The organism is Aeromonas sp. YN13HZO-058 (assembly GCF_001921245.1).
In the GTDB taxonomy this organism is placed as follows: domain Bacteria; phylum Pseudomonadota; class Gammaproteobacteria; order Enterobacterales; family Aeromonadaceae; genus Aeromonas; species Aeromonas allosaccharophila.
This window is the reverse complement of the sequence record NZ_MQSY01000045.1, coordinates 93,238-116,984: the sequence shown is the minus strand read 5'-3', so window position 1 is coordinate 116,984 and position 23,747 is coordinate 93,238. Positions and strand designations below refer to the sequence as shown.

The 23,747-nt window shown below is 60.8% G+C and carries 22 protein-coding genes; 11 read left to right on the top strand and 11 right to left on the bottom strand.

From position 1 onward, the window contains the following. The first annotated feature begins 258 nt into the window (after positions 1 to 258). Positions 259 to 666 (top strand): hypothetical protein, encoded by a 408-nt coding sequence (locus BSP75_RS11465; protein ID WP_075113247.1) that lies wholly within the window; start codon positions 259 to 261, stop codon positions 664 to 666. A gap of 27 nt (positions 667 to 693) precedes the next feature. Here the strand turns inward: BSP75_RS11465 and BSP75_RS11460 are convergent, their stop codons facing one another. Together BSP75_RS11460 and dbpA are read right to left on the bottom strand one after the other, a co-directional pair. After that, entirely contained in the window at positions 694 to 984 is a 291-nt protein-coding gene (locus BSP75_RS11460) for a YkgJ family cysteine cluster protein (protein WP_042057550.1), read from the bottom strand. Between the two features lie 114 nt (positions 985 to 1,098). Next, positions 1,099 to 2,478 (bottom strand): ATP-dependent RNA helicase DbpA, encoded by a 1,380-nt coding sequence (gene dbpA / locus BSP75_RS11455; RefSeq protein WP_042057548.1) that lies wholly within the window; start codon positions 2,476 to 2,478, stop codon positions 1,099 to 1,101. A gap of 542 nt (positions 2,479 to 3,020) precedes the next feature. Between dbpA and BSP75_RS11450 the strand changes: the two genes are divergently transcribed. Beyond that, positions 3,021 to 4,226: a nucleoside transporter C-terminal domain-containing protein gene (locus BSP75_RS11450; RefSeq protein WP_058053158.1), complete on the top strand. Its 1,206-nt coding sequence runs from the start codon at positions 3,021 to 3,023 to the stop codon at positions 4,224 to 4,226. A 64-nt stretch (positions 4,227 to 4,290) separates the two neighbouring features. Here the strand turns inward: BSP75_RS11450 and BSP75_RS11445 are convergent, their stop codons facing one another. Together BSP75_RS11445 and BSP75_RS11440 are read right to left on the bottom strand one after the other, a co-directional pair. Next, positions 4,291 to 4,791: a metal-dependent hydrolase gene (locus tag BSP75_RS11445; protein WP_075113284.1), complete on the bottom strand. Its 501-nt coding sequence runs from the start codon at positions 4,789 to 4,791 to the stop codon at positions 4,291 to 4,293. Positions 4,792 to 4,916: 125 nt separating this feature from the next. Continuing rightward, a complete protein-coding gene (locus BSP75_RS11440) occupies positions 4,917 to 5,366 on the bottom strand; it encodes a YaiI/YqxD family protein (RefSeq protein WP_042656600.1) in 450 nt (149 codons plus the stop codon). 140 nt (positions 5,367 to 5,506) lie between these two features. Between BSP75_RS11440 and zntB the strand changes: the two genes are divergently transcribed. Both zntB and BSP75_RS11430 read left to right on the top strand, forming a co-directional pair. After that, positions 5,507 to 6,472 carry a zinc transporter ZntB gene (gene zntB / locus BSP75_RS11435; protein WP_058053159.1) on the top strand — a complete coding sequence of 322 codons (966 nt, stop codon included), beginning with the start codon at positions 5,507 to 5,509 and terminating at the stop codon, positions 6,470 to 6,472. A gap of 13 nt (positions 6,473 to 6,485) precedes the next feature. Next, positions 6,486 to 6,998: a mechanosensitive ion channel domain-containing protein gene (locus BSP75_RS11430; protein ID WP_075113246.1), complete on the top strand. Its 513-nt coding sequence runs from the start codon at positions 6,486 to 6,488 to the stop codon at positions 6,996 to 6,998. A gap of 62 nt (positions 6,999 to 7,060) precedes the next feature. Here the strand turns inward: BSP75_RS11430 and BSP75_RS11425 are convergent, their stop codons facing one another. The 6 genes from BSP75_RS11425 to lpxL all read right to left on the bottom strand — a co-directional run bounded on the left by BSP75_RS11425 (position 7,061) and on the right by lpxL (position 13,446). After that, a complete protein-coding gene (locus tag BSP75_RS11425; RefSeq protein WP_042057543.1) occupies positions 7,061 to 7,309 on the bottom strand; it encodes a hypothetical protein in 249 nt (82 codons plus the stop codon). A 78-nt stretch (positions 7,310 to 7,387) separates the two neighbouring features. Next, a complete protein-coding gene (locus tag BSP75_RS11420) occupies positions 7,388 to 7,960 on the bottom strand; it encodes a DNA-J related domain-containing protein (protein ID WP_075113245.1) in 573 nt (190 codons plus the stop codon). Positions 7,961 to 8,134: 174 nt separating this feature from the next. After that, a complete protein-coding gene (locus BSP75_RS11415; RefSeq protein ID WP_005354914.1) occupies positions 8,135 to 8,656 on the bottom strand; it encodes an MltR family transcriptional regulator in 522 nt (173 codons plus the stop codon). 133 nt (positions 8,657 to 8,789) lie between these two features. Next, a complete protein-coding gene (locus BSP75_RS11410; protein ID WP_075113244.1) occupies positions 8,790 to 9,935 on the bottom strand; it encodes a mannitol-1-phosphate 5-dehydrogenase in 1,146 nt (381 codons plus the stop codon). 37 nt (positions 9,936 to 9,972) lie between these two features. Beyond that, a complete protein-coding gene (locus tag BSP75_RS11405; protein ID WP_075113243.1) occupies positions 9,973 to 11,895 on the bottom strand; it encodes a PTS mannitol transporter subunit IICBA in 1,923 nt (640 codons plus the stop codon). A 627-nt stretch (positions 11,896 to 12,522) separates the two neighbouring features. Then, on the bottom strand, positions 12,523 to 13,446 hold the full coding sequence (lpxL, locus tag BSP75_RS11400) for an LpxL/LpxP family Kdo(2)-lipid IV(A) lauroyl/palmitoleoyl acyltransferase (protein WP_075113242.1): 924 nt from the start codon (positions 13,444 to 13,446) through the stop codon (positions 12,523 to 12,525). A 204-nt stretch (positions 13,447 to 13,650) separates the two neighbouring features. On the opposite strand from lpxL, the gene hldE reads away from it, so the two are divergent. Next, complete coding sequence (hldE, locus tag BSP75_RS11395; protein WP_075113241.1) at positions 13,651 to 15,078, top strand: bifunctional D-glycero-beta-D-manno-heptose-7-phosphate kinase/D-glycero-beta-D-manno-heptose 1-phosphate adenylyltransferase HldE; 1,428 nt, start codon at positions 13,651 to 13,653, stop codon at positions 15,076 to 15,078. Between the two features lie 116 nt (positions 15,079 to 15,194). On the opposite strand, the gene tolC is transcribed toward hldE, so the two are convergent. Then, positions 15,195 to 16,520 (bottom strand): outer membrane channel protein TolC, encoded by a 1,326-nt coding sequence (tolC, locus tag BSP75_RS11390; protein WP_075113240.1) that lies wholly within the window; start codon positions 16,518 to 16,520, stop codon positions 15,195 to 15,197. Between the two features lie 305 nt (positions 16,521 to 16,825). Here tolC and nudF point away from each other — a divergent pair, with 305 nt between their 5' ends. From nudF to parC, 6 genes are all read left to right on the top strand, one after another. Next, entirely contained in the window at positions 16,826 to 17,467 is a 642-nt protein-coding gene (gene nudF / locus BSP75_RS11385; RefSeq protein WP_075113239.1) for an ADP-ribose diphosphatase, read from the top strand. A gap of 1 nt (position 17,468) precedes the next feature. Further along, positions 17,469 to 17,918 (top strand): DUF1249 domain-containing protein, encoded by a 450-nt coding sequence (locus tag BSP75_RS11380; protein WP_075113238.1) that lies wholly within the window; start codon positions 17,469 to 17,471, stop codon positions 17,916 to 17,918. 22 nt (positions 17,919 to 17,940) lie between these two features. Beyond that, positions 17,941 to 18,759, top strand: coding sequence for a 3',5'-cyclic-AMP phosphodiesterase (gene cpdA, locus BSP75_RS11375; RefSeq protein ID WP_042656609.1), 819 nt, complete (start codon positions 17,941 to 17,943; stop codon positions 18,757 to 18,759). A gap of 10 nt (positions 18,760 to 18,769) precedes the next feature. Then, the gene (locus tag BSP75_RS11370) at positions 18,770 to 19,357 is read left to right on the top strand and encodes a YqiA/YcfP family alpha/beta fold hydrolase (RefSeq protein ID WP_075113237.1); all 588 of its coding nucleotides are present in this window, start codon (positions 18,770 to 18,772) and stop codon (positions 19,355 to 19,357) included. Between the two features lie 116 nt (positions 19,358 to 19,473). Then, complete coding sequence (parE, locus tag BSP75_RS11365; RefSeq protein WP_075113236.1) at positions 19,474 to 21,369, top strand: DNA topoisomerase IV subunit B; 1,896 nt, start codon at positions 19,474 to 19,476, stop codon at positions 21,367 to 21,369. A gap of 71 nt (positions 21,370 to 21,440) precedes the next feature. Further along, positions 21,441 to 23,729 (top strand): DNA topoisomerase IV subunit A, encoded by a 2,289-nt coding sequence (gene parC / locus BSP75_RS11360; RefSeq protein WP_075113235.1) that lies wholly within the window; start codon positions 21,441 to 21,443, stop codon positions 23,727 to 23,729. Positions 23,730 to 23,747: the final 18 nt, after the last annotated feature.

Here is a 23,747-nt window from a genome sequence, read left to right as displayed (position 1 = left end):
CACCAACGTTTCTGCTAGTGGAATGTTTTGCGGAGGCGCGGATAATAGCAGTAACGTTTCGTTAACTGCAATCACACATCTCGAGGTCGGTTCAGTGCGGGATGGCGGTGATATGGCGTGCTGACAGGGCGATGGCGGTTTGCCGGATGGGATGAGCACACTTTGTGTGAAGCGTGTTTGCTGCTGGACTTTTCTTTATAAATCATTACCTTGTGATAACAATCTGCAGGCGGTGGTGGTAACGGAATGGGGGCAGTCATGCAGCCACATGGGCAATTCGACATGGAGCGCAGGGGCCAGATGCTGATCTGTCGCCCGCGTGGCCCCTTCAATCTGGCGGGGACCATGGCCTATGAAGCGCGTTTTCGCCACGAGCTGGTCGGGCTGGTGGATCGCCCCTGGGGGATTGTCGAGGTCGCGACCGAGTTCGAAGCGGCCGGGCCCGAGGTGCTGGCCCGTTTTCGTCGCCAGTTTGGCTGGTGTGCCGAGAGTGGCTGTCAGTTTCTGGCGGTGGTCTTGGTGGGGGGCTTCAAGCGCTATCTGGCGGATAACATCTTCAAGGATCTGCCGTTTCGGACGGTGCGTTACTTCGAGCAGGAGGCAGCCGCTATCCAGTGGCTGGGGGAGCAGCTCACCGCCACTCCCTGCGAACACGCGGGCGCTTGACCACCACGCGCACGGCGTAGCCCGGGTTCATTCCAGCTTGATAAACCATTTGTCCCGCTCGTCAACGCAGTCGGGTTCACCCATTTCGAATTCACGGCAGATCAGCGGTCGTACTTCATAAATGCGGCACATCATGGTGTTGCGGTCGAGCGCCGCACACCAGCCATCTTCCAGTCGGTGCATCACGGGCACCTGTCCCTCTATCTCGTCCACGTAGCGATCCGGTACGCCGGTATCGGTAAACAGCATCACTTCGAGGCGGCAGCAGCAGGCTTCGCAGTTCTGGCAGCTGACTTCGGCTTGGGGTTCTCTGTTCATCTGTGTTGTCCATGCCATCGGAATGGCACATTTTCGATAAAAAACAGGCGCCTGCAAAGGCGCCCGTGCTGTGGTTCATGACAGGTCGGGCAGAGATGCTGCCCGCCATCGCCCTTAGCCCAGTTTGCGGGCGCGGTAGCTGCGCCCCTTGATCTTGCCTTCCTGCAACCGCTTGAGGGCGGCGCTCGCCACGCTGCGCTTCACGGCGACGTAGGAGTACTGCTCGGAGATCTGGATCTTGCCGACGTCGGCGCCGGCAATGCCGCCTTCGCCAGTCAGGGCACCCAGAATGTCACCGGCCCGCACCTTGGTCTTGCGACCGGCATCGATGGAGAGGGTCACCATCTGCGGCGCGATCGGCTTGATGTCGCGGCCGATGCTGTCGAGATCACCCAGCGGCATCGGGGCCTGCTGGTACTCTTCGATGAAATTGACGCGCTGGGCCTCGTTCGGCTGATAGAGGCTCAGAGCCAGACCCTGCTGGCCGGCACGACCGGTACGGCCGATGCGGTGAACGTGCACTTCCGGATCATAGGTCAGCTCGTAGTTGATGACGGCGCCCAGCTCCTTGATGTCGAGACCACGGGCCGCCACGTCGGTGGCCACCAGAATGGTGGCGCTGCCGTTGGCAAAGCGCACCAGCACCTGATCCCGCTCGCGCTGTTCCAGATCTCCGTTCAATGCCAGCGCCGAGAAGCCCTTGGCAGCCAGATGGTCGGCCACGTCGTTACAGGCGCGCTTGGTGTTGCAGAACACCACGCAGGAGCTCGGCTGGTAGTGGCTCAGCAGCCAGGTGAGGGCATCGAGGCGCTGACCAAAGGGGACTTCATAGAGCTTCTGTTCGATGGCGCTCCCCTCGTGCAGGGACTCGACGCTCACCTCGACCGGATTGCGCTGCACGCCACGGCTCATCTGGGCGATCCCTTCCGGATAGGTGGCGGAGAACAGCAGGGTCTGGCGGCGCTCGGGGGCATAGCTGATGACCCGGTTGATGTCTTCGCCAAAGCCCATGTCCAGCATGCGATCCGCTTCGTCCAGCACCAGCGTTTCCAGGCTCGAGAGCTCCAGCGTACCCTGCTCCAGATGCTTGAGAATGCGGCCCGGGGTGCCGACGGCGATGTGGGCGCCAAAGCTCAGGGTGGCGGATTGCGGTGCGGTCGGGGTGCCACCGCACAGGGTGACCAGCTTGACGTTGGGCAGGGCACGCGCCAGACGACGGATCTCCTGAGCCACTTGATCCGCCAGTTCGCGAGTCGGACAGAGTACCAGCGCCTGTACGTCGACACGGTTGACGTTGAGGCGGGAGAGCAGGCCGAGGGCGAAAGCAGCGGTCTTGCCGCTACCGGTTTTTGCCTTGGCGATCAGGTCTTTGCCTTCGAGTACCAGGGGCAGGCTCTGGGCCTGGATCGGGGTCATCTGCAGGTAACCCAGGCTGGTGAGGTTTTCTTGCAGGGCGGGGGAGAGATTGAGGCTGCTAAATTCGCTGTTGTTCACAAAAGGACTCTATTTCGGAGAAAACGGGGATGCGCGAGCGCTAAGGCCGCGCATCATACCAGAATGTGGCACCGGATGTGGCGGATTTTTGAACGGTTGGCCACGAGGGTGCATGCCGGGTTCATTTGTTGCCAAACCGATCGCGGGCAATCACTGACAATCCAATAAGGACTATTTTTCAAACACTCATCTAATTATTTATCGCGGATAAACGTTTTCCAATTTCGGTATTTCAATATAATGGCTGAAAAATATTCCACGAGCAGCGACTACGCCACAATGGATGTTGCGAAAATGCTGCTCGAATATTTTCAAAAAACATGAAAACGGCACCTGCATTGCTCAACATGATGTTTTAAAAGGATTTATGTTATCTATGTTGTGCGATTAATATCAGTTCATTGCGTAATTAATTTAAAAACGTTTGTATTATCCTGCATGCATATTATTGGGCGGGATTGTGATGGCTATCTGATTTTTAAATGTGCAAATGTCTATGATGGCGCCGGTCAAAAATTACAATTCACTCAGGTGCTACAGGTATGGAATACGTTCACTTTGTGCTCGGACTGGTGATGGTCCTCGCTCTTGCTTTGCTGGCTAACCGCCACAACTGGAAACAGATCAAACTGCGTTATATCGGCCAACTGCTGGTGGTCGAACTGGCGCTGGCCTGGTTCATGCTGAACTCCGAAGTGGGTCTGGCGGTGGTGGGGGGCTTCGCGGCCGGCTTCACCAAGTTGATGGAGTTTGCCAAACAGGGTACCGACTTCGTGTTCGGTGGCCTGGTTAACGAAGGGGCCTTCTCCTTCTTCCTGATGGTGCTGATGCCCATCGTATTCATCTCTGTACTGATCGGTATTCTGCAGTACATTCGCTTGCTGCCGCTGGTGATCCGCGGTATCGGTACCGTGCTGGCCAAGATCAACGGCATGGGCAAACTGGAGTCTTTCAACGCCATCAGCTCGATGATCGTCGGTCAATCCGAGAACTTCATCGCCCTCAAGAACATCCTGCCGCACCTGAACGAGAAGCAGATGTACACCCTGGCGGCGACGGCGATGTCTACCGTCTCCATGTCCATTGTCGGTGCCTACATGCAGCTGATCGAGCCGCGCTACGTGGTTGCCGCGCTGGTGCTCAACATGTTCAGCACCTTCATCGTGCTCTCTCTGATCAACCCGTACGAGCCGGATAACTCCGTGACCGACATCAAGGCCATTGCCGAAGGTGACGAGCACCATACGCCGAAGAAAGAGAACTTCTTCGAGATGCTGGGCGAGTACATCATGGCCGGTTTCACCGTTGCCGTTATCGTGGGTGCCATGCTGGTCGGTTTCATCGCCCTGATTGCCCTGGTCAACTACCTGTTCGAGATGGCATTTGGCGTGAACTTCCAGTTCGTCATGGGCTACCTGTTCTACCCGATCGCCTGGATCCTGGGTATCCCGAGTGGTGAAGCGCTGCAAGCGGGCTCCATCATGGCGACCAAGCTGGTGACCAACGAGTTTGTGGCGATGATGGATCTGGGCAAAGTGGCTGCCGAGCTCTCTCCGCGTACCGTCGGCATCCTCTCCATCTTCATGGTCTCTTTCGCCAACTTCAGCTCTATCGGCATCATCGCCGGTGCGGTAAAAGCGCTGAACGAAGAGAAGGGCAACATGGTTTCCCGCTTCGGTCTGAAGCTGGTCTACGGTTCTACCCTGGTCAGCCTGCTCTCTGCGGTTATCGCAGGCATCATGATCTGATCCTCTAGTGGTTCGCGCCACTGCTTGGGCCCCTGACTTTGTCAGGGGCTTTTTTGTTTCTGGCTCACAGCCGCCAGCCGCACCACCAGCCAGCAACCAGCAGGGTGAGGGTACAAAAGCCGGTTTCGAGGGCGCCACCACTGCGCAGCGGCCAGCCCGGCAGCCGGAAGCGGCGCTTGATGGGCCAGAAGAGCGGAATGCCCGCCGGGGTGAGCCAATCCCCCAGCAGATGGCTGAGGTAGCCGACGATAAGCGCATCCTTGACCCCCATGGGCAGGGTGCCAGGCGGCAGGCTCTGGTTCAGCCCCCAGACGGCGGCGGCGACCGCCAGCAGGCTGTGGGTGAAGCCGCGATGGCCAAACAGCCGCGACAAAGGTTTCGAGATCCACGGCAGTCGCTGCCCCAGCACCGATTTGGGGTGGTCGAGGTCGGGCAGCAGGGCGCTGGCCAGCGCGGCAGGGATGGTCTGCCACAGGCTGGCATCGGCCAGCGCCGGAGTGAGCTGCAGTTTGTGGGCGATCAGGGTGCAGGTAACGGAGAAGAGCAGGTGCCCTTGGGCGGTCATGATGATTACGGCGTGGACAAGATGGCGGCGCATCTTACCAGCCTGATGGTTCTGGTCAGCTGTTATTTTAAAAATCAGGATGTTACGGCGAAAAAGCGCCCAAACAGGGCGCCTTTAGGGTCTCTTTACAGCTTGCCTTTGACCAGCCACTTGTCGAGGGCGTTGGCGAAGCGCTGTTTGTCGGCGGCGTTGAAGGGGGCCGGGCCGCCGGTCTGCACTCCGGCCGAGCGCAGCTCTTCCATAAAGTTGCGCATGCCGAGCCGCGCCTTGATGGTCTCGCGGGTGTAGATCTCGCCACGGGGATTGAGCGCCTCGCCACCGGCATCGATCACCCAGGAGGCGAGGGGAATATCGCCGGTGATCACCAGATCGCCGGGCTGAACCTGCTGGGCGATGACATGATCTGCCACATCGAACCCCTTATCTACCTGCTGGGTTTTGATGAAGGGGGAGGGGGGCACCCGCAATCCCTGATTGGCCACCAGGGTGGTGACGACCTGGGCGCGGTGGGCGGCGCGGTAGAGGATCTCCTTGACCGGAATGGGGCAGGCATCGGCATCGACCCAGATGGGCATGGCATGGTTTCCTGTAGTGAAAGCGGAGAGAAAACGAGAGCGGGCATCTTAACACAAGCCTCCCCTTGCCGGTGCGGGGCTGAGTCTGCCCCGCCTTTCGTGTAAGCTGGGGCCAGCACATGCAACGAGAAGGAGACGAGATGGATCGGGTGCCCGGTGAAGTGATTTATGCCCTGACCCTGGATGGCAAGGGTGGCATGGCGCCGCTGACGGCGGGAAGCGAGATCCCGGGGGATCGCCCCGGCTGGCTGCATCTGGATTACGGCCATCCCGATTCGGCGCGCTGGTTGCTGCAAACCCCGTTACTGGGTGAGGCGGCTAAGGAGTCGCTGCTCGGCCAGAGCAATCGTCCCAAGCTGGTGCGGATGGGGGAGACGGTGCTGCTGATCCTGCGCGGCATCAACCACAACAAGGATCACCGGCCCGAAGAGATGGTGGCGCTGCGCATCTTCATCACCCCGGATCTCATCATCAGCAGCCGTCGTCGCCCGCTGCTCTCCGAGCAGGATGTGTTCAACCAGCTCAAGCTGGGGGGCGGTGCCGATACCCCGGCCGACTGGCTGGTGGAGATCTGCGATGCCCTGACCGATCGGGCGGGGGAGTTTGTTGAAGAGCTGCACGACAAGATCCTCGATCTGGAGGAGATGGTGCTGATGCGCGACCTGCCCGCCAATGGCCGCCTGGCGCTGATCCGCAAGCAGCTCATCATGATCCGCCGCTATCTCTCCCCCCAGCGGGATCTGGTGGCGCGCCTCGCCAACGAGAAGATCAGCTGGCTGGATGAGGATGACCGCCGCCGTCTGCTCGATATCGCCGACCGGCTGCGGCGCTGGCTCGATGACCTCGATGCCGGGGTGGCGCGCACTGCGGTGCTGGCGGACGAGATCAACAATCTGATGGCGGAGGCGACCAACCGCCGCGCCTACCAGATGTCGGTGATGGCGCTGCTGTTTTTGCCCGCCAGCTTCCTGACCGGTCTGTTTGGCATCAACCTGGGGGGGATTCCGGGGGCCGAGAGCCCGACCGCCTTCTGGGTCTTCTGTGGCTCCCTGGTGGCGCTGGCCAGCGGGCTGGCCATCTGGCTCAAGCACCGGCGCTGGTGGTAGGGAGGCATAACCCATGTGGCAATCCATTGGCCTGACCCTGCTGCTGTTGCTGGGGCACACCCTGATCCGGCGGCTTATTCACAAGAGTTTGCTGGCGCTCGGTCTGAGCAGACAGGTGAGCGAGAACCGGGTGCTCTACGTGGCCCATGTGTTCCACTTCCTGCTCGGCTGCGCCACCTTGCTGGTGCTGGCCGGTGTGTGGGGGCTCGACTTCTCCCGACTGGTGGTGCTCGCGTCATCTTTCTTTGCGGTACTGGGGGTCGCCATGGTGGCGCAGTGGTCGATCCTCTCCAACATCACTGCCAGCATCACCATCTTCTTCGCCTTTCCCTACAAGATTGGCGACCGGATCCGCATCCTCGACAAGGACGACTCGGTCACCGGCGTCATCACCGAGATTGGCCTGTTCTACGTGCGGGTACGGGATGACAACGGTGATCTGGTCACCTATCCGGCCAACCTGATCCTGCAAAAGCCGGTCAGGAAGCTGGAGGGCAAGGTGGCGGAACCACTGCAACCGGAATAGCAAGTAACCGGAATAAGAAAAAGGCTCCTCTGGAGCCTTTTTTCTGTGTGGCGGGTGCTGATCTAGCGTTCGAAGAAGCGGTAGAGGTGCTCCACCTGCATCGGGCAGTCGGCCACCAGATGCACATGTTCGCGGGCCTGATCGACGGTGCCGAAACTGACCGGGCAGCCGAGGGTGTCGGTCAGCTCGTAGAGGGCACCATCCTTGCCTCTGAATTCGATAAGCCAGCCGGGGATGGCAACGTCGTGGAGAATTTCGGCTTCTTGCAGGATCTGTTGCTGATAGAGCTTTCGAAGTTCACTGACTGTCATGATGCGCTCCTTTGGGGAATATCCACTCCCAGTCTATGCCTGCCCTTTATATGCGGCAACAGCAGTGCGGCAACGGGATCATCCTCGTAAGCACTGCCAGGCCCAGCGGATGCGGATAAAGGTCTCGGCATTGCCGCCCCGATCCGGATGGTGCTGCAGCGCCAGTTCCCGCCAGCGGCGGCGGATCGCCTCCTGACTCGCCCCTTCATGCAGATCGAACAGGGCTAGCGCCTCGGCTTTGTGCCCCTCCCCGTCATAAGCACGCCAGAAGCGGTTGAGCAGGGCTTCGACCTCGGCACGGTCGGTCTGCCAGAACACCTGCCAGTCGAGATAGTAGCTGCGCAGAGTTTCGCCAAGGGCAAAGGCGTGGCTGGCCTCCGGGGTCTTGGCCAGCGGTTCGAGCCGGATATCCAGGGTGCTGATCACCAGCCACCATCCCTCTTCATAAAGCTCGGCCTGCAACTGGTAGAGGGCGTTCATGATCAGGAAGTTGACCCGAAACAGCTGCAACTGCTCATCGTCGGCCAGCTGGGGGATCGCCCCCTGCTGGCGCAGGGCGGCCATCAGCTCGTGCACCTTGTAGCTGCCCGCCGCCTGCTGCAACAACGCCAGCAGCGGGGCAATCAGCGGGTTGACGTTCGGGTCGCTCATGACGTTCGATTCTTCCATGTGAAGTTTTTTCTGCCTGTGGCGCCAATAGTATCCAATGTCCAGGCGAGGCGGTGCTGGATCAGAGTGGCATCTGCCAATGGTTGGGGCAAGGCGCAGTGGCAAGCGCGGCGCAGAAAAAGCGCGCCAGCGGGGCGGTCATGAGCGTGAGCCCGATCAGATGGGACTCTCCTTGTGGAGCTCGCCGACACAGTCGGCCAGCGCCAGTACCAGTGCGGAGCGCACCATCTGATCGAGCCGGTTGAGCTGCATCTGGTAGAAGGCCCAATCCTCTTCGCTGGCGGGGGGCTCCAGCTTCATCATTCCACCCTGATTGACCCCGTGCAGCCGGTCGAGCAGGTCGCGGATCGGCTTGTCGCTGAAACGGTAATCCTTGGGGTCGCGCACCAGAAAGTCACGGATCTTCAGATAGGCTTCCAGATCCTGATAGCGCTCGAGGGAGATGAGGCCGAGGGCGAAGATAAGCTTGAGGCGCACCTCCAGCTGGCCGAGGGGGCCGCTCTGGTTGAGCAGGGGTTCGATGGCGTATTTGACGGCATACTCCTCCTGACGGAACGCGCGTCGCATCAGGGAGTCGACCGCCTCTTCCAGGATGGTCACGGCTTCGAGAAAGAAGCCGCGAGGGCCATCCTGCTCGTTCAGTCGTTCCAGTACTTCATCTTCCTGGTGTGTGGTCATAGGTGTATAGGGTCCAGCTGACAGGGAGAGAGTGGGCCTCTCTCCCGGTTTTTATCATATGGGGCACATTCCCTTGCCATTCAAGCGCTTGGTGCGCTATCAGTGGTGGCTGAATGCGCCGCAAGCAGGGTCATTACAGGGTTTCGTAACGGGCGACGATGGCGCGAACCACCTCGCTCTCTTCATCCAGCCCGGTGACGCGGGCCAGCGCTTTGGCCGGGCCCAACTCCGCCAGCAGGGCTTGCAGCTCCACCGCCTGCGGGTCATCGGTGTTGCGATAGTGCAGCGCCGCGGCGATCCCCTCCTGCAACTGCTCGTTGGGCAGGCCGTACTCCAGGGTACCGAGCAGCGGCTTCACCAGTCGATCTCCCGCCGCCAGCTTGCGCAGCGGCTGACGACCGACCCGGTCAATCTCGTCCACCAGATAGGGGTTGGCGAAGCGGGACAGGATCTTCTCGATGTAGGCGGCATGCAGGCGTGGGTCGAAGCCGTAGCGTTTCACCAGCACGGCACCGCTCTCCTCCATGGCGCGGCGCACCTTGCTGCGGATCACCGGATCTTCGATCGCCTCGCGCACTGTGCGGTAGCCCCGCAGCTTGCCGAGGTAGGCGGTGACGATGTGACCGGTGTTGAGGGTGAACAGCTTGCGCTCGACGAAGGCCATCAGGTTGTCGGTGGGCTCCATGCCCGCCACCTGGGGCAGCTCACCCTTGAACTGGGTCTGGTCGACGATCCACTCGCTGAAGCTCTCTACCGTTACTTCCAGCGGATCATCGTTGGCGGCCGCGGCGGGCGGTACGATGCGATCCACCGCCGAGTCGACGAAGCCGATACAGGATTCGAGCGTGGCATGATACGCGACTGGCAGGTACTTGAGTACCTCCTGCTTGAGGTGGCTGGTGCCACGCACCATGTTTTCGCAGGCGATGACGTTGAGGGGGGTCAGGTTGCCGGCATCGAAACGGGCCTGCAGCCCCTTGGCCAGGGTGCTGGCAATCTTGTCGAGAATGTTGGGGCCGACCGCGGTGGTGACCAGATCGGCGGTGATGATGCGGGCGATCACCTCGTGACCGGCGGAGCTGACCGCCGCCACGTTGCGCACCACGTCCAGCTTCTGATCCGCACCCACCACATGGACCTTGTACTCCTGACGGTGGTTGAGCTGATCGATAAGCGTGTCGTTGACGTCGGCGAAGGTGACCTGATGGCTGGCATCTGCCAGCAGTTTGCCGATAAAGCCGCGACCGATGTTACCAGCACCAAAATGCAATGTTTTCATGATATTAACCTCTTGAACCAAAGACGATGAAAGATGATTACGCAGCCTGTTCGGCACCCAGCAGATCCAGGAAGGCTTGGGGATCCGTGGTGCTGGCCAGCCGGTCGATGAGACCGGGTTCATCCAGTGCATTGGTCAGGCGGGTTATCACCTGCATGTGTTCGTCGTTGCGGGCGGCGATGCCGATCACCAGCCGCGCCACCTCATCGGCGGCTTCGCCAAAGGCGACCCCGGCCGGGTACTGGCAGATGACGATGCCGGTACGCTTCACAAACTCCTTGGCGGCGATGGTGCCGTGAGGCACGGCGATGGACTCGCCGAGGTAGGTGGAGACCAGCTGTTCGCGCTCCAGCATGGCGTTGACATAGTCGGGCGCCACGTAGCCGCGCTCGGCCAGCAGTCGGCCCGCGGTCAGGATAGCGGCCTCCTTGCTGTCCGCTTTCAGTCCCAGATGCACGTCATGACGGCTCAGGGTAAAGACTTCGGCCGCTTGCGGCTCGTAGCTGTCATCGTTGGCCGCCACCAGCAGTTGCGGGTTGGCGACATCATCGTTGGCGGCCTGGGTCAGGCTCTGTACCAGCTCCTGATAGAGGCCGTTGTCGAGGAAGTTGGTCAGGGAAATATGGTGAGCGTTCGGCGCATGGCGACGGGCCCGCTCGGTCAGATCCTTGTGGGTGATGACCCAGTCCACCTGATCGTCGAGCTGATCGATGGCGCGGTTGGTGACGCTGATATCGAGCCCGGCGGCCTGCACCCGTTTGCGCAGCATGCCAGCACCCATGGCGCTGGAACCCATGCCCGCATCGCAGGCCACCACGATGTTGCGTACTGCCATCAGTTCGCCGCCCGGTTTCTTGGCCGCTGCGGTTTCGGGCTTGCCGCCCTTCATGGCTTTCATCTTGCGAGTGGCTTCACCGAGCGCATCGGCCTCGTCGGCTTCCGGTTGCTGGGCACGAACGAACACGGCGGCGACCAGGAAGGAGACCAGAGTCGCGCTGATGATGGAGAGGGCGACCCCAATCAGGGAGGCTTTCGGTGTCATCAGCAGCACGGCGAAGATGGAGCCCGGTGAGGCGGGGGAAACCAGACCTGCATTGAACAGGGTCAGGGTGAAGACCCCGGTCATGCCGCCGGCGATCACCGCCAGGATGAGGCGCGGGTTCATCAGCACATACGGGAAGTAGATCTCGTGGATGCCGCCGAAGAAGTGAATGATGGAGGCGCCAGCCGCGGACTGCTTGGCCGCACCGCGACCGAACACCATGTAGGCCAGCAGCACGCCCATGCCAGGGCCCGGGTTCGCTTCAATCAGGAAGAAGATGGAGCTGCCGTGCTCGGTCGCCTGCTGGATCCCCAGCGGCGAGAAGATTCCGTGGTTGATGGCGTTGTTGAGGAACAGGATCTTGGCCGGTTCGACGAAGATGGAGGTGAGCGGCAGCATGTGGTTTTCCACCAGGAAGCCGACGCCACCGGCCAGCACGCCGGAGAGCACCTTGACGAAGGGGCCAATCACGAAGAAGGCGAGGATCGCCAGCAGCATGCCGATAAGGCCGGCGGAGAAGTTGTTGACCAGCATTTCGAAGCCGCTCTTGACGCGACCGTCCATCGCCTTGTCGAAGCGCTTGATGGCCCAGCCACCGAGCGGGCCGACCATCATGGCGCCCATGAACATCGGGATGTCGGTCCCCACGATGACGCCCATGGTGGTGATGGCACCGACTACGCCGCCGCGCTCACCGCCCATCAGCTTGCCGCCGGTGTAGCCAATCAGCAGCGGCAGCAGGTAGGTGATCATGGGGCCAACCAGCTTGGCCAAGGTTTCGCTTGGCAGCCAGCCGGTGGGGATGAAGAGGGCGGTAATAAAGCCCCAGGCGATAAAGGCGCCTATGTTGGGCATGACCATATTGGACAGGAAGCGTCCAAAATTCTGTATCTTGACTTTGGTATCCGGTGATAACATGTCGGGACCCCGTTTTAAGCCTGTTTGATTAAAAGTGGTAGTCGGGATGGCCGGTTTTGCCGAACCGCCATCCCGGTCGTCTAAGCAACTTCAATCTACCAGCTTGCGATCAAATTAGGCTGAAAACGGGGTGTCTTGTGATCCACCTCTCAGATACCCCGCCATACCCCCTCTGCAACCCGTGACCCTGATCACATTCGGATGCTGTAATTCGGCTACATTTCGATCTTTTCTGTTTTGCATGACCATTTTATGTGACTCACATCACTTAAGTTGTTTGGTGGTGTCTTTGGGTAAAGGTGATTTAAGTCACAAATTCAATTTTTGTATTCGAATGGGACAAATCACTCAATCACTCATCAGCGGGTGGTGACGATGGATCTATCGAAACCTCTCACTGGTTATCAATGAATCAATAAGTTTGTAACCCGCTTTCAGTTTTTACGGTCGGTGATGAGGGCTCTTTTGCGACTGGTTGATGGGAATGGGCGCCAACATGCAGGATGTGATTGCGCGGCTGGCGTTCAGGGCGCTTGCTTGCCGCACAGGGCAGACAGCAGATAAAAACAAACCGCCAGCAGGCGGTTTGTCGGTTTTTGCGATCTGGCCCCTGTCGGGGACTGCGGCTTAGTAGAAGCCTGCATCCTCGGGGGCGGGGCGGGTCTTGAAGCGGCGATGGAGCCACATGTACTGCTCCGGCGCCTTGCGCACGGCGGCTTCAATCTCGCGGTTGGCGCGGGCGGCATCGACCATGTCATCCCCGCTGGGGTAGTCGGCGAGCGGCGCCCCGATGTGCAGGGTGTAACCCTCGCTGGTGCGGATGTTGTAGCAGGGCAGGGTGACGGTGTTCTTCACCCGCGCCAGCGTGGCGGTGCCGGTGATGGTGGCCGCCTGCTCCACCGCGAAGTAGGGCACAAACACGCTGGCGTGGCTGCCGTAGTCGTGATCCGGCGCGTACCAGAGGGCGTCACCGTTGCGCAGCGCCTTGATCATCCCCTTCACGTCCATCCGGTCCACCAGATATTTGTTGGAGGCGCAGCGACCGTGGTACTGGGCATACTCCAGCACCGGATTGGTGTTGGGGCGATAGACCCCCACGCCGGGGCGAACCAGACCGAAACAGCGGGCGTTGAGCTCCAGCGTCAGGAAGTGGCAGGAGAGCAGCAGCATGCCCTGCCCCCTCTCCATGGCGGCGATCACGTGCTCTTCCCCTTCCACCTTCATCAGGTTGCGCATCCGCCAGTCTGGCCAGAACCAGGCGATCCCCACTTCGAACACGGCGCAGCCCACGCTCTCGAAGTTTGCCTTAAGCAGTTTCTCCCGCTCATCCCGGGTCAGCTCGGGCATCGCCAGTTCCAGATTGCGATGGGCAATCTTTACCCGGGACTTCAATATCTTGGCGGCGAGACGACCGAGCTGACGACCCAGCCACATCTGGCTGCGCCACGGCAGCAGGGTCAGCAGCCAGAGCAGGCCGAGGCCGAACCAGCTGGCCCAGTAACGGGGATGAAACAGGTGGGGCTCCAGGCGGGGAGCGTTGTCATGGGCCATGGCTAATCTCTTGTTCGCAAACACAATCGGGGGATTCTAGCCGAAAAGGGGGGGCGGGGGCGAATGGCAGTGTGCTGGTCAGAGGGGTGTCCCGCGTCCGGTTAGCGTGACAGCGGCGGCAACTGCGGTCGGCTTTTTCTCCACCGGATAAAAGAGTGTGATAAAATCGCCCGCTGATTTTTCAGGTTTTGAGAGTCGATACAGATGAAGATCACCCTGCCCGAGTTTGAAAAAGCCCGCGTTCTGGTCGTAGGCGATGTCATGTTGGACCGTTACTGGCATGGCCCCACCGGCCGGATCTCCCCCGAGGCGCCGGTGCCCGTGGTCAAGGTTGAACACATTGAGGAGCGTCCCGGTGGCGCGGCCAACGTGGCCCTCAACTCCGCTGCGCTGGGCGCCCACGCCGTGCTGCTTGGCCTGACCGGTCAGGATGAAGCGGCCGATGCGCTGGCCGGTCAGATGGCTGGCGTCAAGGTGGCCTGTGACTTCGTTCGTCTGGCCGACTTCCCGACCATCACCAAGCTGCGCGTCCTCTCCCGCAACCAGCAACTGCTGCGTCTGGACTTTGAAGAGCCCTTCCACTCCGTCGATGCCACCCTGCTGATGAGCAAGGTCGAGCAGGCGTTGCCGAACAGCGACGTGATGATCCTCTCCGACTACGGCAAGGGTGCGCTGAACGACGTGCCCGGCATGATCCAGCGGGCCCGCGCCGCCGGTATTCCGGTGATGGTTGACCCCAAAGGAACCGACTTCGAGAAGTACCGCGGTGCCACCCTGCTGACCCCCAACATGTCCGAGTTCGAGGCCGTGGTGGGCAAGGTGAAGAGCGAAGAGGAGCTGGTCGCCAAGGGACTGGAGCTGGTCAAGCGCTTCGAGCTGGATGCCCTGCTGGTCACCCGTTCCGAAAACGGCATGACCCTGATCCGCGAAGGCCAGCCGGAGCTGCATCTGCCGGCTCAGGCCCACGAGGTTTACGATGTGACCGGTGCCGGTGATACCGTCATCTCCACCCTGGCCACCTCGCTGGCGGCAGGCAAGAGCCTGGACGAAGCCTGTGCGCTGGCCAATACCGCTGCCGGTATCGTGGTCGGCAAGCTGGGCACCTCTACCGTCAGTCCGGTCGAGCTGGCCAACGCCCTCTATACCGAACAAGAGACCGGTTTTGGTGTCATGTCCGAAGCCCAGCTGAAAGTGGCGGTGCGTGCCGCCCGTCTGCGTGGCGAGAAGGTAGTGATGACCAACGGCTGCTTCGACATTTTGCACGCCGGTCACGTCTCCTATCTGGCCAACGCTGGCAAGCTGGGGGATCGTCTGATCGTGGCGGTCAACACCGACGAATCGGTTCGCCGTCTGAAAGGGCCGGGTCGTCCGGTCAACCCGACCGAGCGTCGCATGGCGGTGCTGGCTGCGCTGGGCGCGGTGGATTGGGTGGTACCGTTCGGTGAAGATACCCCGCAGCGCCTGATCGCCGAGATCCTGCCGGATCTGCTGGTCAAGGGCGGTGACTACAAGCCGGAAGATATCGCCGGTTACGCCGAGGTGACCGCCAACGGCGGCGAGGTGCGCGTGCTCAACTTTGAAGATGGCTGCTCCACCAGCGACATCATCAAGACGATTCGCGAGCGCGGCTAACGCGCTGCTGGCCCCGCAATCAGGCGGGGCTCACTATAGTCTGTAGCAAGCCGACGGAAATACGGATAACAAAAAGGCGACCTTGCGGTCGCCTTTTTCATGTCCGATAACGGCTATCAGCCTTTGGTCTTGGCTTTTGCGGTAGCAGGCATCAGACCCTGGTTCACTTCCACCAGATCTTGCGCTTCCAGCACTCCAGCAGCCTGTTTCAAACTCAGGATGTTGAGGATGTAGTTGTAACGGGCAGCAGAGAGTTTCTGCTTGGCATCGTACAGCTTGCGGGTGGAGTCCAGCACGTCGACGATGGTACGGGTACCCACTTCGTAACCGGCTTCGGTCGCTTTCAGGGCGCTGTCGGCAGAGATGACGGACTGGCTATAGGCGCGCACCGAGCCGATGCTGGCGTTCACGTTGTTGTAGGAGGAGCGCACTGTGCTCTGCACCGAACGGAAGTTCTTCTCCAGCAGCTCGCTGGCGGCCACGTAGTTGAACTGGGCCTGCTTCACTTGCGACGTGGTGGCACCGCCGCTGTAGATCGGCAGCTTGAAGGTCAGACCGATATTGGCCTGATTGTCATTGCCGCCCGGAATGCTATCCAGCTTGTAATCGGTATTGCTGGTTTGCAGGCCGGCACCCAGATCCAGGGTCGGTTCATGGCCGGTTTTGGCCAGATCGATTTTCTCTTTGGCGATGTCTTTGGCGATGCGGGCACTGTGCAGTTGCAGGTTCTTGTCCAGCGCCAGTTCCAGCCACTTGTCGGAGCCAAAGGCGGTCTTTTGCGGGCTGAAACGATCGGTGTTCAGCACATCCAGATTGCGGTGATCGATACCGGTCAGCTCGCGCAGGGCCTCATAGCTGTTGGCCAGATCGTTCTCGGCGTTGATCTCGTCGGCCAGAGCCTGGTCGCGGGACGCCTCGGCTTCATGGACGTCGGTGATGGCGGTCAGGCCCACTTCGAAACGCTGCTGGGTTTGCTCCAGTTGACGCTCAACGGCAACCTTGTTGGCACGGACGAATTCCAGGGTATCCATCGCCTTGAGCACATTGAAATAGGCGGTGGCGCTGCGCACCATCAGGTTCTGCACTTCGAGGTTGTAGGCGACGTCGGACTGGGTGGCGCCTTTCTCGGTCAGGTCCAGGTTGACCCAGTTGCTGCGACGGTAGATGGATTGATCCAGCGAAAGAGAACCGGAGGCTTTGTTGTTGCTCTGGGTGTCATTTTTGTTTTGCAGGTAGTTCAGACCGGCACCCAGATTTATTTGCGGCAAGAGCGCAGCACGGGATTCATTGATCTTCTCGAAGGCCTGGTCACGAACGGCTTTGGACTGCAGCAACTGCGGGTCTTTGATCTGGGCTTGCTGGTAGATGTCGAGCAGGTTTTCGGCATGGGCACCGGCACTGACGCCCAGCAACACCATGACAGACAAGAGTGTTCTTTTCATAGATCGTTTTAACCTTATGTAGTAACCCAAACTGGTTGCTGGAGAGGGCAAATATTGTCACCGACCAAGCTTGATTGCAGCTTAATCACTCTACTATAAGCAAAATTTAATGCTAAGAGTCTCAGGTCCGGTGACGGGAACGTCAAGAACCGGACGCAGTTTTCTCCCCGCGCGCCTAGCCAAATGGTCTGTGGCTGCTAAAATCCACCCCTCATTGCCATGGCACGCCGAGTGAATGAACGTTCATTCATGTTCCTCGGATTTTATGGTCAAACTGATACAAGTCAAGCTGACGGGAGTCCCGGATGTCGCAGCAACCCTTGCCGCAAGATCGGCATTACGCCGCCGATGATGTGAAAATCATTGAAAAATCAGCTGGATATAACGGCTTCTTCAAGGTGAATGTCTATCGTCTGCAGCATCGGTTATTTGCAGGCGGCTGGAATCAGCCCATCGTGCGCGAGCTGTTCGAGCGGGGCCATGCTGCCGCGCTGCTGCCCTATGATCCGGTGCGCGACCAGATCGTGCTGGTGGAGCAGTTCCGTATCGGCGCCATGGAGACCTGCCCGACCCCCTGGCTGCTGGAGCTGGTGGCCGGCATTATCGACGAAGGTGAAACCGCCGAGGCGGTGGTGCGCCGCGAAGCGGTGGAAGAGGCGGGGATCGAAGTGGCCCGCTGCGAGCACGCCATCAGCTATCTGGTGAGCCCGGGTGGCAGCACCGAGCGGATCGAGGTCTTTGTGGGCGAGGTGGATGCCAGCAAGGCCGAAGGGCTGCACGGTCTGGCGGACGAAGGTGAAGATATCCGGGTCCACGTGGTGAGCCGCGAACAGGCCTATGCCTGGCTCAAAGAGGGGCGCATCGACAATGCGGCCTCGGTCATCGCCCTGCAGTGGCTGGCTCTCAACCACGGCGAGCTGCGCGCCCGCTGGCTGGCGGATCGCTGAGGTGGCGCTGACCCTGCAACAGAGCAGGCGCTATGTGCCTGATCTGATGTCCTTGCAGCGTACCTGCGAGGTCAACTACATGGCATTGATGAAACTGCTGCCGCCTGATGGGGAAGTCGGGGCCGAGCGCTGCTATCGGGTCGGCAACGATCTGCAGTTCCAGCTCACCATCATTGGCGAGAGTCGCTTCACCAGTCAGGTGATCCTGAGCCAGCACAACCCCGAATTGCCCGAATATCTGCAGGCTCAAATCGAGATTCGTTTGTACCATGATGTGCGGATGGCGGAAGTGTGTGCAGCGCAACAGATTTCCCGTTTGCAACCACGTTATGATTATCCCAATAAAAAGATGCACCAGCGGGACGAAAAGGAGCAGGTAAATCTGTTTCTGGCCGAATGGCTAAAATTTTGTCTCAGACATGGTACCAGCCCGATCAATATCTCCAGTTGAACATATAAAAAGAAGCGTGATTTTGGAAACAGAGCTCCCCCAGGCGCAGGACGGCAGTGTGCGCCTGTTGCAAATTACCGATACCCACCTCTTCGCGAGTGCCGAAGGGCGGCTGTTGGCTGTGCGCACCGCAGAGAGTCTGGCCGCCGTGCTGGAACAGGTGCAGGCCAACGAACACCCCTATGAGGTGATTCTGGCGACCGGCGATCTGTCGCAGGATCACAGCCCGGAATCCTATCAGCGTTTTGCCTCCATGATGGCGCCACTGGGTCGCCCCATCTACTGGCTGCCCGGCAATCACGATGACAGCCCGCTGATGACCGAATATCTCCATGCCGCCGGGATCAGCGAATCCAAGCAACTGGTGGGCGATCACTGGCAGGTGATCCTGCTCGACACCCAGGTGCGCGGCAAACCCCACGGCATGATCGGCGATCACCAGCTGGCCGCCCTCGACCGCGCCCTGCGCCAATATCCTGATCGCCACGCCCTGATCACCCTGCACCATCAGGCGGTGCCGGTGGGCTGCGCCTGGCTGGATCAGCACAATCTCAAGAATGCCGATGACCTGTTTGCCGTGCTGGCCCGTCATCCGCAGCAGAAGACCATCCTGTTTGGCCACGTGCATCAGGAGTTTGACGAAGTGCACCGCGGAGTGCGACTGATTGCCAGCCCCTCCACCTGCATCCAGTTCAAACCGCTCTGTGATGGCTTCGCGCTGGATGAATCCGGCCCGGGCTGGCGCTATCTCACCCTCTATCCGGATGGGCGGGTAGCCAGCGAGGTGTGGCGCCTGCCGGTGGGGCAGTTTGTGCCCGACCCCGATGCCACCGGTTATTGAGGAGGATTACGTGAAGTCGGTTCTCCTTTATCTGCACGGTTTCAACTCCTCACCGGGCTCCGCCAAGGCGCAGCAGATGGCTGCCTGGGTGGCCGCCAACCGGCCCGACATCGAGGTGATCATTCCGGCCCAGCCCAATACGCCTGCGGCGGCCTGGGCGGCTATCGAGCAGACCATTGCCGAGCTGCAGCGTCGTTATGGCAATGCATTCAAGCTCGGTGCCGTGGGCAGCTCCCTCGGCGGCTTTATGGCGACCCGGGTCAGCGAGCAGTACGGCTGCCGCGCGGCGCTGATCAATCCGGCGGTGCGCCCGCATGAGCTGCTCTGCGACTACCTCGGCCCCCAGACCAATCCCTATAGCGGGGAGCAGTACGAACTGCTGCCTGAGCATATGGACGAGCTGCGGGCGCTGGCGGTGCCGGTGACGGTGCCGGAGCGACTCTGGATCCTGCAACAGCAGGGGGATGAGGTGCTCGACTATCGCAAGGCGCTGGATGAGTACCGCTTTGCCCGCCTCTCGCTGGAGTGCGGCGGCGACCACGCCTTCGTGGCGTTCGAACGCTATCCCGCCCAGATCATCCACTTCCTCGGGTTATAAAAGGGCGGTCTCGCCCTGCTTGTCCTTCTCCAGATCAAGCTTTCTGCGCGGGGCGTTTGTCCTGCCCCCGCCTAGCAGTTAAGATTCCCTCCAAACGTCAATTCGCAAGGCCCTCCATGTCTACTCAATACAATGCGGATGCCATTGAGGTCCTCAATGGCCTTGAACCGGTGCGTCGTCGCCCCGGCATGTATACCGACACCACCCGGCCCAATCACCTCGGCCAGGAGGTCATCGACAACAGCGTCGACGAAGCGCTGGCGGGTCACGCCCGCACCCTGGAGGTGACCCTGTATGAAGATCAGTCCCTCGAGGTGATAGACGATGGCCGCGGCATGCCGGTCGACATCCACCCGGAGGAAGGGGTGTGCGGGGTGGAGCTGATCCTCTGCAAGCTGCACGCGGGCGGTAAATTCTCCAACAAGAACTACCAGTTCTCCGGCGGTCTGCACGGGGTGGGTATTTCGGTGGTGAACGCGCTTTCCGATCGGGTCGAGGTGACGGTGCGTCGCGACGGCCAGGTCTACGACATCGCCTTCGAGCGTGGCGAGAAGGTGCAGGAGCTGACCATCACCGGCACCTGCGGCCGCCGCAACACCGGCACCCGGGTGCGCTTCTGGCCGCAGGCGAGCTACTTCGACTCGCCCCGCTTCTCGGTCACCAAGCTGGAGCACTTGCTCAAGGCCAAGGCCGTGCTTTGCCCCGGCCTCACCATCAAGTTCCTCGACAAGAACACCGGCATCAAGCTGGAGTGGTGCTATGAAGATGGCCTCAAGGATTACCTGATCGATGCGGTCAAGCAGTTCACCTGCTTGCCGGAGCAGCCCTTTATCGGCGCCTTCAGCACCGAACAGTCCGCCGTGGACTGGGCCCTGTGCTGGCTGCCGGAAGGGGGCGAGTGCCTCGCCGAATCCTATGTGAACCTGATCCCCACCGCACAGGGCGGTACGCACGTCAACGGTCTGCGTCAGGGGCTGCTCGACGCCATGCGCGAGTTCTGCGAGTTCCGCAACCTGCTGCCGCGCGGGGTCAAGCTGACCCCGGAAGATATCTGGGATCGCTGCGCCTACATCCTCTCGGTCAAGATGCAGGATCCGCAGTTCGCCGGTCAGACCAAGGAGCGCCTCTCGTCCCGTCAGAGCTCGGCGTTTGTCTCCGGTGTGGTGAAGGATGCCTTCAGCCTTTACTTGAACAGCAATACCGAGCTGGCGGAGCAGATCGCCGAGATCTGTATCAGCAGTGCCCAGCGCCGGATGCGCGCCGCCAAGACGGTGGTGCGCAAGAAGATTACCCAGGGCCCGGCGTTGCCCGGCAAGCTGACCGACTGTAACTGCGCCGACCCCATGCAGGGGGAGCTGTTCCTGGTGGAGGGTGACTCCGCGGGCGGCAGCGCCAAGCAGGCGCGGGACCGCGAGTTTCAGGCCATCATGCCGCTGCGCGGCAAGATCCTGAACACCTGGGAGGTGGAGGCCGGTCAGGTGCTCGCCTCGCAAGAAGTGCACGATATCTCGGTCGCCATCGGGCTCGATCCCGACTCCGAGGATCTCAGCGGCCTGCGCTACGGCAAGGTGTGCATCCTCGCGGATGCGGACTCGGACGGTCTGCACATCGCCACCCTGCTCTGCGCCCTGTTCGTGAAGCACTTCCGCGCGCTGGTCAATCAGGGCCACGTCTATGTCGCCATGCCGCCCCTCTACCGGATCGATATCGGTAAAGAGGTCTACTACGCCCTCGACGAGGACGAGAAGAACGGCGTGCTGCAGCGGGTCGAGGCCGAGAAGAAGAAAGGCAAGGTGATGGTGACCCGATTCAAGGGTCTGGGTGAGATGAACCCGAAACAGCTGCGGGAAACCACCATGGATCCCAACACTCGCCGTCTGGTGCAGCTCACCATGGGACCTGAGGCCGAAGGGGATGAGACCCTGCAGCTGATGGACATGTTGCTGGCCAAGAAGCGCGCCCCGGATCGTCGCGAGTGGCTGGAAGAGAAGGGCAACCTTGCCATCATCTAAGCCGTCGGTCACCTGCCGACCCGCATTTCAGGCGTGCCCTCCAGGGGCGCGCCATAGCAAGAGAAAAACATATGAGTGATGCTATCGAGCTCAGTCTGGACGGGGTAGAGCGCCAGCCAATGCGCACCTTTACCGAACAGGCTTACTTGAACTACTCCATGTACGTCATCATGGATCGGGCCTTGCCGCATATCGGCGATGGCCTCAAACCGGTGCAGCGGCGCATCATCTACGCCATGAGCGAGCTGGGCCTGTCGGCCCTCTCCAAGCACAAGAAGTCCGCCCGTACCGTGGGTGACGTGCTGGGTAAGTACCACCCCCACGGCGACAGCGCCTGTTATGAAGCCATGGTGCTGATGGCCCAGCCCTTCTCCTATCGCTACCCGCTGGTGGACGGTCAGGGCAACTGGGGTGCGCCGGACGATCCCAAATCCTTCGCTGCGATGCGTTATACCGAGGCGCGCCTGTCGCGCTTCTCCGAGCTGCTGCTCTCCGAGCTGGGTCAGGGCACGGTGGAGTGGACGCCGAACTTCGACGGCACCATGAAAGAGCCCGTGGTACTGCCCGCCCGCCTGCCGCACATCCTGCTCAACGGGGTGACCGGTATCGCGGTGGGGATGGCGACTGATATTCCACCCCACAACGCGCGGGAAGTGGCCTACGCCTGTGCCGAGCTGCTCGACAACCCCAATGCGGGGCTCGATGCATTGATGGCGCACATTCAGGGGCCGGACTACCCGACCAACGCCGAGATCATCACCCCGCGCGACGATATCCGCAAAATCTACGAGACCGGCAAGGGCTCCATCAAGCAGCGGGCGGTCTGGAGCGAGGAGGATGGCGACATCGTCATCACCGCGCTGCCCCATCAGGCCTCCGGCGCCAAGATCATGGAGCAGATCGCCGCCCAGATGGTGGCGAAAAAGCTGCCGATGGTTACCGACCTGCGCGATGAATCGGACCACGAAAACCCGACCCGTCTGGTGATCATCCCCCGTTCCAACCGGGTGGATGTGGAGGGGCTGATGGCCCACCTGTTCGCCACCACGGATCTGGAGAAGAACTACCGGGTCAACCTCAACATCCTCGGCCTCGACAACCGACCGCAGGTGAAGACCCTCAAGATGATCCTCTCCGAGTGGATCATCTTCCGCCGCGAGACTGTGCGTCGCCGTCTGCAATTCCGCCTCGACAAGGTGCTGGCTCGCCTGCACATCCTCGAAGGTTTGCTGGTGGCCTACCTCAACATCGACGAGGTGATCGAGATCATCCGTACCGAGGATGAGCCGGGCAAGGTGATGGTGGAGCGCTTCAATATCAGCGAAACCCAGGCCGAAGCGATCCTCGAGCTGAAACTGCGCCATCTGGCCAAGCTGGAAGAGTTCAAGCTGCGCGCCGAACAGGATGAACTGGCGCAAGAGCGCGACAAGCTGGAGCTGATCCTGGGCTCCGAGCGTCGCCTCAACACCCTGCTCAAGAAAGAGCTGCTGGCCGATGCCGAGAAGTACGGCGACGATCGCCGCACCCCGCTGGTGGAGCGTGCCACCGCGGTGGCGCTGACCGAGAAAGAGCTGATTCCCAGCGAACCGGTTACCGTCATCCTCTCCGACAAGGGGTGGGTGCGCGCCGCCAAGGGCCACGACGTCGATGTGGCGGGGCTCTCCTACAAGGCGGGGGACAGCTATCTGGCCCATGCCTGTGGTCGCAGCAACCAGCAGGCGGTGTTCCTCTCCACGTTGGGCCGAACCTACGCCCTTGAATCCCACACCTTGCCATCCGCGCGCAGTCAGGGCGAACCGCTCACCGGCCGCTTTGCGCTGGGGGCAGGGGAAGAGGTGCGCCATCTGGTGATGGGCAACGAGGGTGAGCCCTACCTCATCTGTTCGGATGCCGGTTACGGCTTTGTCTGCACCTATGACGATCTCATCGGCAAGAACAAGAACGGCAAGGCGCTGCTCACCGTGCCGGAAGGGGGTCAGGTGATGGCGCCTCAGAAGATTGGCTCGCCAGAGACCGATCTCTGCATGGCCATCTCCAACGAGGGGCGCATGCTGCTGTTCCCGCTCAACACCCTGCCGGTACTCGGCAAGGGCAAGGGCAACAAGCTGATCAGCATCCCGTCGGCGCGGGTCAAGGCGCGGGAGGAGTTTATGGTGATGGCCGCCATTATCCCGCAGGGGCAATATGTCACCCTGTTTGCCGGCAAGCGCAAGCTGACCCTCAAACCCTCTGATCTCGACTACTACCGCGGCGAGCGCGGCCGCCGCGGTGCCAAGCTGCCCCGCGGTTTGCAGCGAGTCGATCGCATCGAGATTGAACCCGCCGCCGGTGCCGAACCGGTCGCGGAGGATAATCAGTAAGGGTAATGAATATAGAAG